Below are 15022 nucleotides of genomic sequence, written 5' to 3'. Positions count from 1 at the left end.
CAAGGTCAGAACCCCGACCCCGGGGCAGGAGCGGAGGAGCACGCCGGTGAAGCGGCCGACCATCGCCGACGTCGCCCGGCGTGCCGGCGTCTCCAAGGGCGCCGTGTCGTACGCGCTGAACGGGCAACCCGGCGTCTCCGAGGCCACCCGGCAACGCATCCTCGCCATCGCCACCGAGATCGGGTTCAGCCGGAGCAGCGCAGCCCGTGCGCTCTCCGCCGCCACCGCCGAGGCCGTCGGCCTGGCACTCTGCCGACCGGCCCGGATACTGGGCATCGAGCCGTTCTTCATGGAGCTGATCAGCGGCGTCGAGGCGGAACTCTCCGCCCGCTCGTACGCGCTGACCCTGCAGGTCGTGGCCGACCACGACGCCGAGATAGCGGTCTACCGGCGCTGGTGGGCCGAGCGTCGGGTGGACGGGGTGCTCGTCTGCGACCTGCGCACCGACGACAGACGCATCCCCGCCCTGGAACAGCTCCAACTGCCGGCAGTGGTCATCGGCGGGCCGGGCGGCACCGGCGAGCTGTCCAGCCTCTGGTCCGACGACGCCGCGGCGCTCACCGAGACCGTGGAATACCTGGTCGCGCTCGGGCACCGACGGATCGCCCGGGTCGGCGGCCTGCCCGACCTGCGGCACACCGCGATCCGCACCGAAGCCTTCACGGCGGTGTGCCAACGGCTCGGCCTGGTCGACGCGGTCACCGTCTGGTCCGACTACACCGGAGAGGAGGGCGGCCGGGCCACCCGCCGCCTGCTCAGCTCCGCCCAGCGACCCACCGCCGTCATCTACGACAACGACGTGATGGCGATCGCCGGGCTCTCCGTCGCCCAGGAGATGGGGCTCACCGTGCCGGACAACCTGTCCATAGTGGCCTGGGACGACTCACCACTCTGCCGGCTCGTGCACCCGCCCCTCACGGCCCTCGGCCGCGACATTCCGGCGTACGGCGCGCACGCCGCCCGCCAACTGCTCGCCGTCATCGCCGGGCAGCCCGCGACCCGCGTCCAGGATGAGACACCGCACCTCACGCCACGCGGCAGCACCGCACCGCCCCGCCAGCGGTGAACCGGGTTCGGTAGCCGGGTTCAGCGGGACGCCGACGGGAACTCCTCGAAGTACGCCTCGACCCGCTCGGCGGTGGCCGGACGGGCCAGCGCGAAACCCTGCCCGTAGTGGCAGCCGGCCCGGTGCGCCCCCTCCACCTGGATCGGTGACTCCAACTCCTCGGCGACGATCTCCACACCCAGCCGCTCACCCACGTTGACCACCACGTCGATCAGCGGTGGCTGTCCCGCCGACTGTGCGCCCACGAGGCCGGGGCCGACCTTCAACAGGTCGATGGGCAGCCGGCGCAGGTGGGCCAGCGAGGCGTGCTCGGCCCGGAAGTCGTCCAACGCCGTGCGGACACCCAGCGAGCGCAACCCGGCAAGCCGGGCCACCACAGTCGACAGGTCGCCACCGATCCTCGGCTCCGCCACCTCCACCACCAGCCGCTCCGGGGACACCCCGTACGCGGCCAGCACAGCGGCGACGCGCTGCACGAAGTCGGGTGTGGTCAGCTCCCGGGTGGTGACGTTGACTGCCATCCACAGCTCCCGGTTGCCCGCCGACCAGTCGGCCAACTGCCGGCAGGCCCGGTCCACCACCCACCACTCCAACTCCCCGACCAGGTCCAGATCCTCGGCGACAGGCAGCAGCTCGGCCGGAAGCACAGTGCCGAGCACCGGACTCCGCCAGCGCAGCAACGCCTCAGCGCCCACCGGCTGCCGGTCGGCCAGGTCCACCACCGGCTGGTAGACCAGATCCAGCTCGCCCCGCGCGACCGCACCCGGCAACTCGCGCTCCAGGTCGAGCCGACGCACCAACTGCTCCTCCAGGAACGCGTCGTACCACTCGACCCGGTCCCGACCCAGCTGGACCGCGCGTCGCCGCGCCAACTCAGCCTGCCGGAGCACGTCCGCCGGCCCGGCACCGCCCACCTCGGCCAGCCCGATGCTCGTCTGCACCCGCAGCACCGAGCCGCCCCACCGGTACGGCGGGGTGAGCGCGGCCAGCAGCCGGGTGCCCAGCGCGTACGCCAGCACCGGGCCGGCAGCGGTGACCACGGCGAAGCCGGTGCCGGTGCAGCCGGTGACAAGGTCGCCGGGCGCGACGACCGCACGGACCCGCAGGACCGCCTCGGCCAGGATGTCCTCCCGAGCCACCGGACCGAGCCCGTCGGCGCCGTGCAGGTCCACAAGCAGCAGCGCGCCGGCCGGCGCCGGCACGTCGCCGATCGAGGCAAGCGCGTCCAGGAGAGCCGCGCGGTCGGCCGGACCGTCGCCGCCCGACACCGACCCACGGCCGGACGGCGACCAGGCGACACCACAGTCGGGCCAGGCCACGCCGCCGGTCGAGGTGCCGGCGTCACCATCGTCGGGCCAGGCGAAGCAGCCGGCCGAGGTGCCGGCGTCACCGGACGGCCAGGCAGGAGTGCTGGTCGAGGTGCCCGCGTCACCGCCGGACGCCCAGGTCGCGCCGCCGCCCGTCGAGGTGCCGCCACCGGACGGCCAGGGCGCGTCGGGGCCGGACTCGCTGGCGTCCGCAGGCGGCTCGGCCCGGTCGTCCGGCGCTCCCGGCCAGCGGAGTTGCCGGAGGGCGCGGCCGGTACGGCGGCGGTGCGCGGCACGCCGTTCGCCGGTGGCCGCGTCGGCACCGCCCAGCAGCTCACGCAGCACCAGCGGTGGCACCGCGGCCAGGGCGAGCAGCACGCTCGTCCGGTCCGGTGTGCGGCCGGCAGCCGCGTGCAGGCCCACCACCAGCAGCAACACCGCCGCCGGAAGCACCACCCGGGGCCAGGTCAGCGTGGCGGGACCGAGAGTCGACTGCACGTCGCCCGCGGCCACCGCGGCATCCGCCCCGAACGCGGTCAGCAGCATCCCGAGCACCAGCGGCGGCACTGCCACAAGCGCCCCCCGACCCGCGTCCACTGGCGGCAGGACGGTCAGCAACGCCAGCGCGAGCAGGATGAGCAGGACCCCGCCACGACAGACGCCGGCACCCGAGCGTCGGCCCCGTCCGGTGAACGCGTTCAGCGCGGCCATGCCCAGCCCGCCGAGCGCCAGAGCACCGACAAGCCGGACCGGCGCCGAGACGACGTCGCCGGGAAGCAACAGCCAGCCGGCGAGCGCCAGTCCCACCGCCGGAGCGGTCGCCGACAACGGTCCCCGCAGCCGGACCACTGCCCACGGCGACGGCCGGCCCGGCAGCCGGAGCAGCCCGGCCGCGGACACTGCCGCGACGATCAGCGCACCCGCCAGGGCAGCGGCACGCTGCCCGGTGTCGACCAGCGGCAACGTGGCGGCGGTGAGACCGGCCGCCACCACCGCCGCGTCGAGCAGCACGCCCAGCGCCAGCGGGGACGGCTCGGCTGACGACAGGTCACTGTGGGTCACGGCGGTGCGGCGGCGGCTGGCCAGGCGGGTGAGGCGTACCCCGGCGAGCGTGGCACCCGCGCCGCCGGCGAGCGCGATCACCACCGAGGCCGGGACCAGGCCGGCGGCGCCGGCGAGAACGAGCAGCGCGACGGCCGCGAGCACGGCGGCCTCCGGTGCCGCCCGGCGGGGGACGAGGACACGGAACGGGTACGCGAGAGGCACGGCGGTCGCCTTCGTGAGGGGGCACGGGGCGGTGCGGCGATGCGGGACGGTGGACGTTGCGGATCCACTGCCCATCAGTCCAGAACGATCGACGGCCAGATCGGTTACGCATCAGCTACCGGCGCAGGCAGTGACCTGTGTCACTGTGCGGCGCGTCGGGTCGGCACGACACCGCCCGCCGCGAGCCCGACCAGGCCAAGGTGGGATCATCGCTGGGTGAGTACGCCCGATACGGTCCGCTTCCGGTACAACCAAGCCATCCTGGCCGCCGCGCTCGTCGCCTTCGTCGGCGCCCTTCCGTTGGCCAACGCCCGGACGTACCTGCTGCCGGTGTTGCTCGTTCCGCTCGCCGTCGGGGTGTGGGCCTGGCGGGCCGGCACCGACGCCAACCCCCGGGAACTGCGCCTGCGCGCGCTGCTGGGGCAACGCAGGATCGACTGGGACCACATCGTCGAGCTGGCCACCGATCCGCGCGGGCGGGCAGTCGCCCGGCTCGACGACGGTCAGCAGGTCGTCCTGCCCGCGGTGCGCGGCACGGACCTGCCCCGGCTGGTCTCGGCAACCGGCCAGACGCTGCCGAGTGAAACGACCGAGACCCCCGACCAGTAGCAACCTCCAGGGCCGTCGAGGCCCGACCAGCAGCAACTGCCCGGGACGCCGGCCGGGACCAGCGGCGACCGGGACGCCGGGCCTGCTGCGACCGTCAGTAGCCGTCGACCACCGTGTTGATCAGCGGCTCGCCGGCCGCGAAGCGCCGCACCTGCTCGCCGACCAGCCGGTACGCCCGCGGCAGCAACCCCCGCACCGACCCGGCGACGTGGGGCGTGAGGAGCACGTTCGGCATCGTCCAGAGCGGGGAGTCGACGGGCAGCGGCTCGGGGTCGGTGACGTCCAGAGCGGCCGAGATCCGACCGGAGGCCAACTCGGCCACCAGCGCCTCGGTGCGAGCCACCGGCCCCCGGGCGGCGTTGACAAGCAGCGCCCCGTCCGGCATGGCGGCCAGGAACTCCTTGTCGATCAGACCACGGGTCTGGTCGGTCAACGGCACCAGCACGACCACCACATCGGCCTCGGGCAGCAGACGCGGCAGTTCGGCCACGGCATGCACCCCCTGCTCGGGTCGGGCGGTCCGGGCGACAAGGGTGAAGCTCACCTCGAACGGGGCGAGCCGGTCGCGGACCGCCGTACCGATGGAGCCGGCGCCGACGATGAGCACCCGCTTGCCGGACAGCTCGTCGGTCGGGGTGTTCCCCTCGAACGCCCACCGCCGCTGCGCCTGCGCCCGGACGAAGGCGGGGAACGCCCGCAGCTGGGTGAGGATCGCCGTGACCACCCACTCGGCGGTGGACGGATCGTGCACACCCCGGGCATCGCAGAGGGTGACGCCCTCCGGCATCCGGTCGACCCAGGCGTCCGCCCCCGCCGAGAGCAACTGCACAACGGCCAGGTCAGGCAGCTCGCGCAGCAGCGCTGTCGCGTCCGACCCGCTCAGAAACGGCGGTACCCAGAAGCGGACGTCGGCCACGCCGGAGGGCAGCCGGTCGGGATGCTCGGCGACCTCCACCGTCACGCCCTCGGGCAGCCCGCCGACGAGGTGCAGGCCGGCCTGGTGTGGAATCCATACCTTCACGTCCGCCGACGATAGTCCCCGGCGCGGCGACCGGAGCGGGCACGGCGACGAACCGGCGTCCCGGGGGATGGCGCGAGGAGGCGGGGCGCGCGAGACTCGGCACACCGATGTTCGGTCCGGGCCCGAACGAGGTATAACCAAGGCCGGATGGCCGGTCGGCCTCCGCCCCCGCAGACAGGTGCTCGATGACCGACGGCTCCTCCGCCAGCCCGCGACGCGCGAGCACCCCGCCCCCGGGGCTCGCCGACGCAACGCGACTGCGCGCCCTCGCCGACACCGGTCTGGACGCCGCACCGGACGAAGCGTTCGACAGGTTCGCCCGGCTGGTCAGCGACCTGCTGGACGTTCCGGTCGCGCTGGTCTCCCTGGTCTCCGCCGACAGGCAGTTCTTTCCCGGTGCGGTGGGGCTGCCCGAGCCCTGGTCCGAGCGGCGGCAGACTCCCCTGAGCCACTCGTTCTGCCAGCACGTGGTGGACATCGAGGTGCCGATGGTGCTGCCGGACGCCCGGCTCTACCCCCGCGTACGGGACAACCAGGCCATCGAGGACCTCGGCGTGGTCGCGTACGCCGGAATGCCGTTGACCGATCTCTCCGGCCGGGTGCTCGGCGCGCTCTGCGCCATCGACAGCAAGCCGCGGGCCTGGACCGCCGGGCAGCTGCGGACACTTGCGGACCTGGCCGCTGCCTGTTCGTCCGAGCTGCGGCTGCGGATCGCCCTGGACGGGGCGCAGGAGGCACGCCGCCGTGTCGTGAGGGCGCACGAGCGGCTGGAACTGCTGGCCGGGGTCAGTGAGACGCTCGCCGGCACGCTGGACGTGGGCACGTCGCTGCGGCGGCTCGCCGCCACGATGGTGCCGCTGCTCGCCGACTGGTGCCTGCTCACCCTGGTCGGGCCAGCGGGCCTGCCCCGCGAGGTGGTGGCGGTGCACCGCGACCCGGCCCGGGCGGCGGACGTCGACGGTTTCGCGGCCCTGCTGCCCACCGGGCTGAGCCAGGAGTCGACGATCCGCGCGGTCCTGCGAACCGGCCAGCCCCGGCTCGGTGCGGTGGCGTCGCTTGCCGACGTCGCACGGGGCACCACCGATCCGGAGATGGTGGCGATCGCCGAACGTCTCGGCATCGCCTCCTACCTCAGCGTGCCGGTACGGGCCGCCGGTGGCACCGTGCTGGGCGCGATCACACTTGTCAACGCGCCCGGGCGTCAGCAGTTCGACGACCGGGACCTGCTCACCGCCGTGGACATCGGCCGCCGGGCCGGGCAGGCGATCGGCAACAGCTCGATGTACGGCGAGCAGCGGCACGTCGCCGAAGTCCTCCAGCACAGCATGCTGCCGCACCTGCCCGTCGTACCGGAGCTGGAGCTGGCGGCCCGCTACCAGCCGGCGGCCGACCGGGTGGAGGTCGGCGGCGACTGGTACGACGCCTTCGTCCAGCCCGACGGTGACCTGATCGCGGCGATCGGGGACGTGGCCGGGCACGACATCGAAGCGGCGGCCACGATGGGCCAGCTGCGCAACCTGGTGCGGGGCAACGCCTTCGGCCGGCCGGACGCGGTCGGGGCGTTGATGAGCCACCTGGACGGCGCGATCCGTGGCCTGCGGCTGCCGATCGCGGCCACCGCGACACTCGTCCGGATCTGCCGCCAGCACTCCGGTGTACGCGAGGTGACCTGGTGCAACGCCGGGCACCCGCCGGCCCTTGTGGTCCGTGTCGGTGGTGCGGTCGAGGTCCTCGAAGCGACGCCGGAGCCGCTGCTCGGGCTGGCCCGACCGTCGCCGCGGACCAGCCAGTCCACAAGCCTGACCACCGGCGACACGCTGCTGCTCTACACCGACGGGCTGATCGAGCGCCGGGACCGGTCCATCGACGACGGGCTCACCGAGCTGGTGGGCCGGTTGACAGGCACCGACACCGTCCCGCTCGACGACCTGTGCGACCTGCTGCTCGCCTCGATCCTGCATCGCGAGGACGACACGGCACTGCTTGCCGTACGGGCCCGCTGACAGGCCCCTCAAAGGAGCCGACGAGGTACCGTCCGCCCCGGCGGGCCCGGTTGGGTCGTCCGGCGGGCTACCCTGGGCCGGGTGAGAGATCGTCCCCCGTACCCTCGCACCCGCCGTCTCCGCTCGGTCCTCGCGGCGTCGTGCGCGGCGCTGCTGTTCGCCACCGGTTGCAGCTTCGGTGAGCCGGAGCCCGACCCGGCCGGCGAGCCCCCCAACCTGCCGACGCCGTCGGCAGCGGCGAGCCCTGGCGGGGCCGGCCAGCAGGCGGTGGCGACAGTGCTGGCCAAGGGCCTGCGGGTGCCGTGGGGCATCGCCTTCCTGCCCAACGGCGGCGCACTCGTCACCGAACGGGACAGCGGCAGGATCCTCCAGGTCGGCCCGGAGTCCGGGCCCGAGGGTCTACAGGTCCGGGTGGTGCAGACCATCTCCGACGTGGCGGCGGCGGGCGAGGGCGGCCTGCTGGGCATCGCCGCGTCACCCAGCTACGACCGGGACCGGACGGTCTTCGTCTACTACACCGCCGAGCAGGACAACCGGGTCGCCAAGCTCCAGATCGGCGGCCAGCCGACCCCCGTCCTCACCGGCATCCCCAAGGCCAACGTGCACAACGGCGGCGGGTTGGGGTTCGGCCCGGACGGCCAGCTCTACGTCAGCACGGGTGACGCCGGGGAACGCCCCGCCGCGCAGGACGTCAAGAGCCTCGGCGGCAAGATCCTGCGGATCACCGCCGACGGCAAGCCGTCGGCAGGTAACCCGTACCCCGGCTCCCCGGTCTGGTCGCTGGGGCACCGCAACGTGCAGGGTTTCGCGTGGGACGAGGCCAAGCGGATGTACGCCGTCGAGTTCGGCCAGAACACCTGGGACGAGATCAACCAGATCACCAAGGGCGGCAACTACGGCTGGCCGCAGGTCGAGGGGCGGGCCGGCGACAAGCGGTACACCGATCCGCTCACGCAGTGGGCTACCTCCGATGCGTCCTGCTCCGGCCTGGCCGCCACGGATCGACTGCTTGTCACCGGCTGCCTGCGCGGTAAGCGACTCTGGGTGATGGAGCTGACCGACACGGGCACCATGCTCGGTCAGCCCAGTGAGCTGCTCACCAACCGGTACGGTCGACTGCGCGCGGTGGCCGCCGCGCCGGACGGGTCGCTCTGGGTGAGCACCTCCAACCACGACGGGCGGGGCACCCCGGCGGGCGACGACGACCGGCTGCTGCGGGTGGTCTTCGCCGGCGGCGACGGCGGTCGCAGCTGACCTGCGTCACCATCCGCGCGGGTTTGCCAAGATCCTCCGACGGGCAGGTCAGAATCTCAGCATGGACGGGCAGCGCGACGAGCAGCACGACGACACCGGCGACCGGGACGAGCCGGTGGCCGGCAGCGAGCCGCCACGTACCCGGCGGATCGGTCGACCCGGCGGGCCGGTACGCCGCGCTGGCGTGATCCTCGCCGTGCTCGCCGTGGCACTTGCGGGGGCGGTGCTCGGCGTACTGGCCGGTGGGCAGGTGGACACCGACATCGGGCCGTTCCGGGCCACCCTCACCCTCTCCCCCGCCAGCGACGGCGGGACGACGATCGACGTACCGCCGCTCGGCGCGCTGCTGCTGGACAGCCATGACGGGCCGACGCACCTCACAGTGCGGCTCGGCGCACTGGACCAGGGGCGTACCGAGGCGCTACTGGACGACCCGGCGAGCATCAGCCGCGCCAGCCAGAGCGCTGTGGAGGACGTCCGCACCGGTGTGATGCGGCTCGGCCTGCGTACCCTCGCCGCGTCGGTGCTCGTCACCCTGATCCTCGCCGCGTTGATCTTCCGGAACGTGCGGCGTACCGCGTGGGCGGGCGGGTTGGCTCTGGTGATCACCGCCGGCAGCCTCGGAACGGCCGCGGCGACCCTGCGCCCGCAGGCCATCGAGGAGCCGCGCTACGAGGGCCTGCTCGTCAACGCGCCGGCGATCGTCGGCGACGCCCGCCGCATCGCCAACGACTACACGAAGTACGCCGAGCAGTTGCAGCGCATCGTCGGCAACGTCAGCCAGCTCTACACCACAGTGTCGGCGCTGCCGGTGTACGAGCCGGCGCCCGGCACCACGCGGGTCCTGCACGTCTCCGACATGCACCTCAACCCGACCGGCTGGCAGCTGATCCGGACGGTGGTGGAGCAGTTCGGCATCGACGTGGTCGTCGACACCGGAGACATCACCGACTGGGGCAGCGAGCCCGAGGAGTCCTTCGTCGGCTCGATCGGCCTGCTCAAGAAGCCGTACGTGTTCATCCGGGGCAACCACGACTCGGGCCGTACGGCGGCTGCGGTGGCCCGCCAACCGAACGCGATAGTGCTCAACAACTCGACCACGACTGTCGGCGGGCTGACCATCGCCGGCATCGGTGACCCGCGTTTCACACCCGACAAGAACACCTCCCCGGCCGGCAGCGGACTGACCCAGCAGGTGGCCGACCAGGTGATCGGCGCCGGCGAGCAGCTCGCCGCCACAGTGCGCAGCTCGCCCCGCCCGGTCAACATCGCGCTCGTGCACGACCCGGCGTCGGCCGGGCCACTCGCCGGCACCTGCCCGCTGGTGCTTGCCGGGCACACCCACGCCCGGCAGGTCTCCAAGCTGCCCGAGGCGCCCGGCCAGCAGCCCACCACGCTGATGGTGGAAGGCTCCACCGGCGGGGCCGGGCTACGCGGCCTGGAGGGCGAGAAGCCGACCCCGCTGTCGATGAGCGTGCTCTACTTCGACCAGCAGAAGATGCTCCAGGCGTACGACGACATCACCGTCGGCGGCACCGGGCAGGCCCAGGTCAACCTGGAACGCCACATTGTCGAAGCCCCGGCCGCCGGGCCGTCCGCCACGCCCACCCCGACCCCGACCCGCTGAGCAGGGGCCGGGTCAGCGTAGGGCCAGGGCGGCCAGGGCGGCGTTGACGATGCTGCCGGGCAGCAGGTCGTGCAACTCGTACAGCTCGGCCACGCTGCCGGACTGGCCGAACTCGTCCACGCCCAATGGCACCGCCGGGGCGCCGACCGCGGACCCCAGCCAGGCCATCGCGTGCGAGGCGGCATCGTGCACTGTCACCACGGGAACCCGGTCGGCGAACGCGGACCGCAGGGCACCCGGCACGCTGGGCACCGTGGCAGTCCGTACGCCCTGACGCAGGGTGCGCTGCCAGGCCCGGTAGAGCCTGTCGAGACTCGTCACGTCGACAACGTGCGCGGCGACACCCTCCTCGGCCAGCTCCGCGGCGGCGGCCAGCACCTCGGGCAGCACTGCCCCGGAGGCGGCCAGCTGCACCACTGGGGCGTCGGCCAGGTGCGGGTACGCCTGATGGGCGTCGACAAGCCGGTACGCCCCGGCGACGACCTGCCGGCGCAGCACCGCGTCGCCGATGCGGGCGCGGGCCGCCTCGAACGGCGCCTGGTCCAGCGGTCGGGTGCTCAACCGGAAGTAGTACGCCCCGTCCTCTCTCGGCGCGGCGGTCGCGGCCGGCGACGAACCGCCGGCGATCTGCCCGAGCGCGTCGCAGAGCAGCCAGTCCAGGCTGCCCGCGTACGCCGGTTCGAGGAACGTCACCCCGGGCAGCTCCAGGCCGACCGAGGCGGTGATCGTGGACTGGTGTGCACCGCCCTCTGGGGCGAGGGTGATGCCCGACGGCGTACCGGCAACCACGAACCGGGAACCGGAGTAGGTGCCGTACAGGAAGGCGTCCAAGCCGCGCAGCACGAACGGGTCGTAGACAGTGCCCACCGGCAGCAGTGGCTGCCCGGACAGGTCCCACGACAGGCCGAGCTGGCCGAGCAGCAGGAACAGGTTCATCTCCGAGATGCCCAGCTCGATGTGCTGCCCGGCGGGGCTCTCGGTCCAGCGCAGCATCCGGTCCTCGGTCCAGGAACGCTGCTCGGTGGGGGCGAACACCCCGGTCTTGTTGATGAACCCGGCAAGGTTCGTGGAAGTGGCCACGTCCGGGGCTGTGGTCACCAGGTAGCGGCCGACCTCCCGGTCCCGCGCCAGGTCCACGAGCACCCGACCGAATACCTCCTGCGTGGAGATCGGCTTGTTGGCGCGTACTCCGGTGCTTTCCGGAACGGTGACCCCCAACGCGCGCTCGCGGGGCGCGCGGGACAGCGCCTCGCGGCGGGCGCCGGCCCGGATGCCTGCCGGGGACGCAGGGTCGAGACGGTCCCACTCGGTCTCGGAGGTCAGGCCCTGCGCGGACCGCAGCGCGTCCACCTGCTCGGTGCTGAGCAGCGCCGAATGGTTGCGCGGATTGCCGGCGATGGGCAGACCCCAACCCTTCACGGTGTACGCGAAGACGACGCTGGGCCGGTCGGTGACCGCGTCGCACTGGGCGTAGGCGTCGAGCATCGCGGACAGGTCGTGCCCGCCCAGGTCGGTGACGAGCGGGCGCAGCTCCTCGTCGTCGATGCCCTCGGTGAAGGTGCCCACCTCGGCCGGCGCGCCGTCCAGGAACTGCTCGCGCAGTGCCGGACCGGTCAACCCGAACAGGGACTGGTACTGCTCGTTGGGCATCGCGTCGATCCAGTCGCGCAGTGCCTCGCCACCCGGTTTGGAGTACGCCTCGGCGAGCCGGCGGCCGTACTTGACCTCCACGACGTGCCAGCCGGCCGCCTCGAACTGGCCCCGCCACTGGTTGATCCGGATGCCCGGCACCACCCGGTCCAGCGACTGCCTGTTGAAGTCGACGAGCCACATCACGTTGCCCAGGCCGGTGGTGGCCGGGTCGGCGACCGCCTCCCAGATGTTGCCCTCGTCCAACTCGGCGTCGCCGATCAGCGCCACGAACCGGGAGTGCGGGCGGGCGCCGAAGTGCGCGTCGACGTAGCGCCGGGTCGCGGCGGCGAACAGCGGCGCCGCCGCGCCGAGGCCCACCGAGCCGGTGGAGAAGTCCACCTCGTCCGGGTCCTTGGTACGCGACGGGTACGACTGGAGACCGCCACGGGCCCGCAGCCGGGGCAGGTAGGAGCGGTCCAGGTTGCCCAGCAGGTACTGGATGGCGTGGAACACCGGGGAGGCGTGCGGCTTGACGGCGACCCGGTCCTCGGCGTCCAGGTGCTGGAACCACAGCGCTGTCATCGCCGTGACGAGGGACGCGCTGGACGCCTGGTGGCCGCCGACCTTCACCCCGTCGCCGGTGGCCCGGTCGTGGTTGGCCGCGTCCACGATCCGTGTGGCGAGCCACAGCACCCGTCGCTGGATCTCGTCGAGGACATCGAGGTCGTGCTGGTTCACTGTGCTCCATCCGGGCGTCGCCGTTGACGCCCTAGCAACAAGGGGTGCAAAGGTGCATGGGGTGCAAGGAAGGGCCCCTTCTTAACGCCTGGTGCATAAGAAGGGGCCCTTCCTAACCGATCAGCCCTGGACGCCGAGACGCTCCAGGATCAGCTCACGGACGGTCTTCGCGTCGGCCTGACCACGGGTCGTCTTCATGACCGCGCCGACCAGGGCGCCGGCCGCCGCGACCTTGCCGCTGCGGATCTTGTCAGCGATGCCCGGGTTGGCGGCGATCGCCTCGTCCACCGCAGCGGTGAGCGCGCCGGTGTCCGACACGACCTCCAGCCCTCGACTGGTCATGACCTCGGTGGGAGAGCCCTCACCGTCGACCACGCCCTCCAGGACCGTACGGGCCATCTTGTCGTTGAGCTTGCCGGCGTCGACCAGGCCCTGAAGCTCGGCGACCTGCGCCGGGGTGGCCCCGATGTCGGCCAGCTCCACGCCGGACTCGTTGGCCCGGCGGGACAGCTCGCCCAGCCACCACTTGCGGGCCGCCGCCGGGGTGGTGCCGGCGGCCACCGTGGCCTCGATCAGCTCGACCGCACCGGCGTTCAGCACCGACTGCATGTCCAGGTCCGACAGGCCCCACTGCTCCTGGAGCCGACGCCGGTGCACCCGGGGCAGCTCCGGCAGGGCGGCCTTCAGCTCGGCGACCCAGGCCGGATCCGGCGCGATCGGCACCAGGTCCGGCTCCGGGAAGTACCTGTAGTCGGTGGCCGTCTCCTTCGAGCGCCCCGAAGTGGTGTCACCGGTGTCCTCGTGGAAGTGCCGGGTCTCCTGCGTGATCCGGCCACCCGCGTCCAGCACCGACGCCTGCCGCAGCATCTCCGAACGGACCGCCCGCTCCACCGACCGCAGCGAGTTGACGTTCTTCGTCTCGGTACGGGTGCCCCACTCCTGCCCCGGCAGGTTGAGGGAGGTGTTCACGTCGCAGCGCAGCGAACCCTCCTCCATCCGCACGTCCGAGACACCGAGGGTACGGATCACGTCCCGAAGCTCGGCGACGTACGCCTTGGCGACGTCGGGGGCGAGCGCGCCGGTGCCCGTGATCGGCTTGGTGACGATCTCGACGAGCGGGATGCCGGCCCGGTTGTAGTCGACAAGCGACTCGGTCGCGCCGTGGATGCGGCCGGTCGCGCCACCGACGTGCAGCGTCTTGCCGGTGTCCTCCTCCAGGTGCACACGCTCGATCTCGATGCGCACCGTCTCGCCGCCCACCTCGACGTCGAGGTAACCGTCGACGCAGATCGGCTCGTCGTACTGGCTGATCTGGAAGTTCTTCGGCATGTCCGGATAGAAGTAGTTCTTCCGGGCGAACCGGCACCACTGCGCGATCGAGCAGTTCAACGCCAGGCCGATCCGGATGATCGCCTCGATGGCCGCCTTGTTGGCCACCGGCAGCGAGCCCGGCAGGCCCAGGCAGACCGGGCAGACCCGGGTGTTCGGCTCGCCGCCGAAGTCCGTCGGGCAGCCACAGAACATCTTGGTGTTCGTACCCAGCTCGACGTGGGTCTCCAGGCCGATCACCGGTTCGAAGCGCGCGACGACCTCGTCGTACGCGGGCAGTGTCGTCGTCATCTGAGCTCCAGGCGCGATCCGGACAGAACCGTTCCACCCTAATCGGCTGGCCCGGCCACCCCGCTGCCGGGCTTCGAGATCAACGCGCGGGCCGGGCGCGGCGGCATGGGAAGACCGGCCCGGGGTCGGGTGTCACTCGGGTGTGGTGAAGCGCCGACGGTTGTAGGCCAGCACGAGCAGGATGCCGCCGATGGAGAACGCCACGACGCCCATCAGCAGCAGCACGAGGGGCGAGCCCGGTCCGGTGACCGGCAGCCACACGCCACTCGCCTTCGACTTCGACGGCGTGGGCGTCGGCTGGGACGCGGCAGGGCTGCTCTCCGACGGTGTGGCGGCCGGGTCGCTCGCTGTCGGCGTGGCCGTCGGGCCGGTCGGGGTCGCAGTGGGGGTGCCCGGGGCCGGGGCGGCGACGATCAGCGACACCTCGCTCGTGGCGCTGGTGCTGCGACCCTTCGCCTGGACGGTGAAGGTGAACGTGCCGACGCTGCCGGGAGTGCCGCTGAGCAGGCCCTCCTTGTCGAGGGTGAGGCCGCCCGGCAGGGCCCCGGCGGCTAGAGCGAACGCGATGTCCGAATCACCGTCGGCGGTGAACCGGAAAGAGTAGGGCTGGTCGACCGTACCGGCAGGCGGGTCGCCGGAGGTGAAGGCGGCCGCGGCCTTGGCGACGACGATCGTGACGTCCTGCTCGTCGAAGAGCTTGTTCTTGTCGGTCATCCGCAGTGTGGACGTGTAGGTGCCCGGCGTGTTCGGCGCACCGCCGAGCGACGTACCCACCACCAGCATGCCCGGCGGCAGACTGCCCGACACCACCGACAGCTGGTACGGCCCGGTGCCACCAGTGGCCTCGACGGTGTGGATCGCGTACACCTGCCCGATGTA

At 72.7% G+C, this 15022-nt stretch carries 10 protein-coding genes; 5 read left to right on the top strand and 5 right to left on the bottom strand.

Annotation, left to right across the window (positions count from 1 at the left end):
• Positions 1-46 precede the first annotated feature (46 nt).
• Entirely contained in the window at positions 47-1066 is a 1020-nt protein-coding gene (locus ADK66_RS03210) for a LacI family DNA-binding transcriptional regulator (protein WP_053652379.1), read from the top strand.
• A 20-nt stretch (positions 1067-1086) separates the two neighbouring features.
• Here the strand turns inward: ADK66_RS03210 and ADK66_RS03205 are convergent, their stop codons facing one another.
• Positions 1087-3639, bottom strand: a complete 2553-nt coding sequence (locus ADK66_RS03205; RefSeq protein WP_053652522.1) for a GGDEF domain-containing phosphodiesterase — start codon at positions 3637-3639, stop codon at positions 1087-1089.
• A 216-nt stretch (positions 3640-3855) separates the two neighbouring features.
• On the opposite strand from ADK66_RS03205, the gene ADK66_RS03200 reads away from it, so the two are divergent.
• The gene (locus ADK66_RS03200; protein WP_053652378.1) at positions 3856-4248 is read left to right on the top strand and encodes a PH domain-containing protein; all 393 of its coding nucleotides are present in this window, start codon (positions 3856-3858) and stop codon (positions 4246-4248) included.
• Positions 4249-4342: 94 nt separating this feature from the next.
• Here the strand turns inward: ADK66_RS03200 and ADK66_RS03195 are convergent, their stop codons facing one another.
• The gene (locus ADK66_RS03195; protein ID WP_053652377.1) at positions 4343-5269 is read right to left on the bottom strand and encodes a 2-hydroxyacid dehydrogenase; all 927 of its coding nucleotides are present in this window, start codon (positions 5267-5269) and stop codon (positions 4343-4345) included.
• Positions 5270-5454: 185 nt separating this feature from the next.
• On the opposite strand from ADK66_RS03195, the gene ADK66_RS03190 reads away from it, so the two are divergent.
• The 3 genes from ADK66_RS03190 to ADK66_RS03180 all read left to right on the top strand — a co-directional run bounded on the left by ADK66_RS03190 (position 5455) and on the right by ADK66_RS03180 (position 10153).
• Positions 5455-7272, top strand: coding sequence for a SpoIIE family protein phosphatase (locus ADK66_RS03190; RefSeq protein ID WP_053652376.1), 1818 nt, complete (start codon positions 5455-5457; stop codon positions 7270-7272).
• An 81-nt stretch (positions 7273-7353) separates the two neighbouring features.
• On the top strand, positions 7354-8526 hold the full coding sequence (locus ADK66_RS03185; RefSeq protein ID WP_053652375.1) for a sorbosone dehydrogenase family protein: 1173 nt from the start codon (positions 7354-7356) through the stop codon (positions 8524-8526).
• 61 nt (positions 8527-8587) lie between these two features.
• Positions 8588-10153, top strand: a complete 1566-nt coding sequence (locus tag ADK66_RS03180) for a metallophosphoesterase (RefSeq protein WP_053652374.1) — start codon at positions 8588-8590, stop codon at positions 10151-10153.
• Positions 10154-10165: 12 nt separating this feature from the next.
• On the opposite strand, the gene ADK66_RS03175 is transcribed toward ADK66_RS03180, so the two are convergent.
• The 3 genes from ADK66_RS03175 to ADK66_RS03165 form a co-directional block, all read right to left on the bottom strand.
• A complete protein-coding gene (locus ADK66_RS03175) occupies positions 10166-12523 on the bottom strand; it encodes a pyruvate dehydrogenase (protein WP_053652373.1) in 2358 nt (785 codons plus the stop codon).
• Between the two features lie 120 nt (positions 12524-12643).
• Positions 12644-14143 (bottom strand): Asp-tRNA(Asn)/Glu-tRNA(Gln) amidotransferase subunit GatB, encoded by a 1500-nt coding sequence (gatB, locus tag ADK66_RS03170; protein WP_053652372.1) that lies wholly within the window; start codon positions 14141-14143, stop codon positions 12644-12646.
• A gap of 132 nt (positions 14144-14275) precedes the next feature.
• Positions 14276-15022 (bottom strand): putative Ig domain-containing protein (locus ADK66_RS03165; protein ID WP_231639883.1); only part of this gene is annotated, 747 nt, incomplete at its 5' end.

The organism is Micromonospora sp. NRRL B-16802, from assembly GCF_001279555.1.
GTDB classification, from domain to species: domain Bacteria; phylum Actinomycetota; class Actinomycetes; order Mycobacteriales; family Micromonosporaceae; genus Micromonospora; species Micromonospora profundi.
This window is presented reverse-complemented; position numbering and strand designations above follow the sequence as displayed.

What these genes read in the sequence shown, in the direction of transcription:
- ADK66_RS03190 (WP_053652376.1), top strand. Translation starts at nt 5,455, where the DNA reads ATGACCGACGGCTCCTCCGCCAGCCCGCGACGCGCGAGCACCCCGCCC.
- ADK66_RS03180 (WP_053652374.1), top strand. Translation starts at nt 8,588, where the DNA reads ATGGACGGGCAGCGCGACGAGCAGCACGACGACACCGGCGACCGGGAC.
- gatB (WP_053652372.1), bottom strand. Translation starts at nt 14,143, where the DNA reads ATGACGACGACACTGCCCGCGTACGACGAGGTCGTCGCGCGCTTCGAA.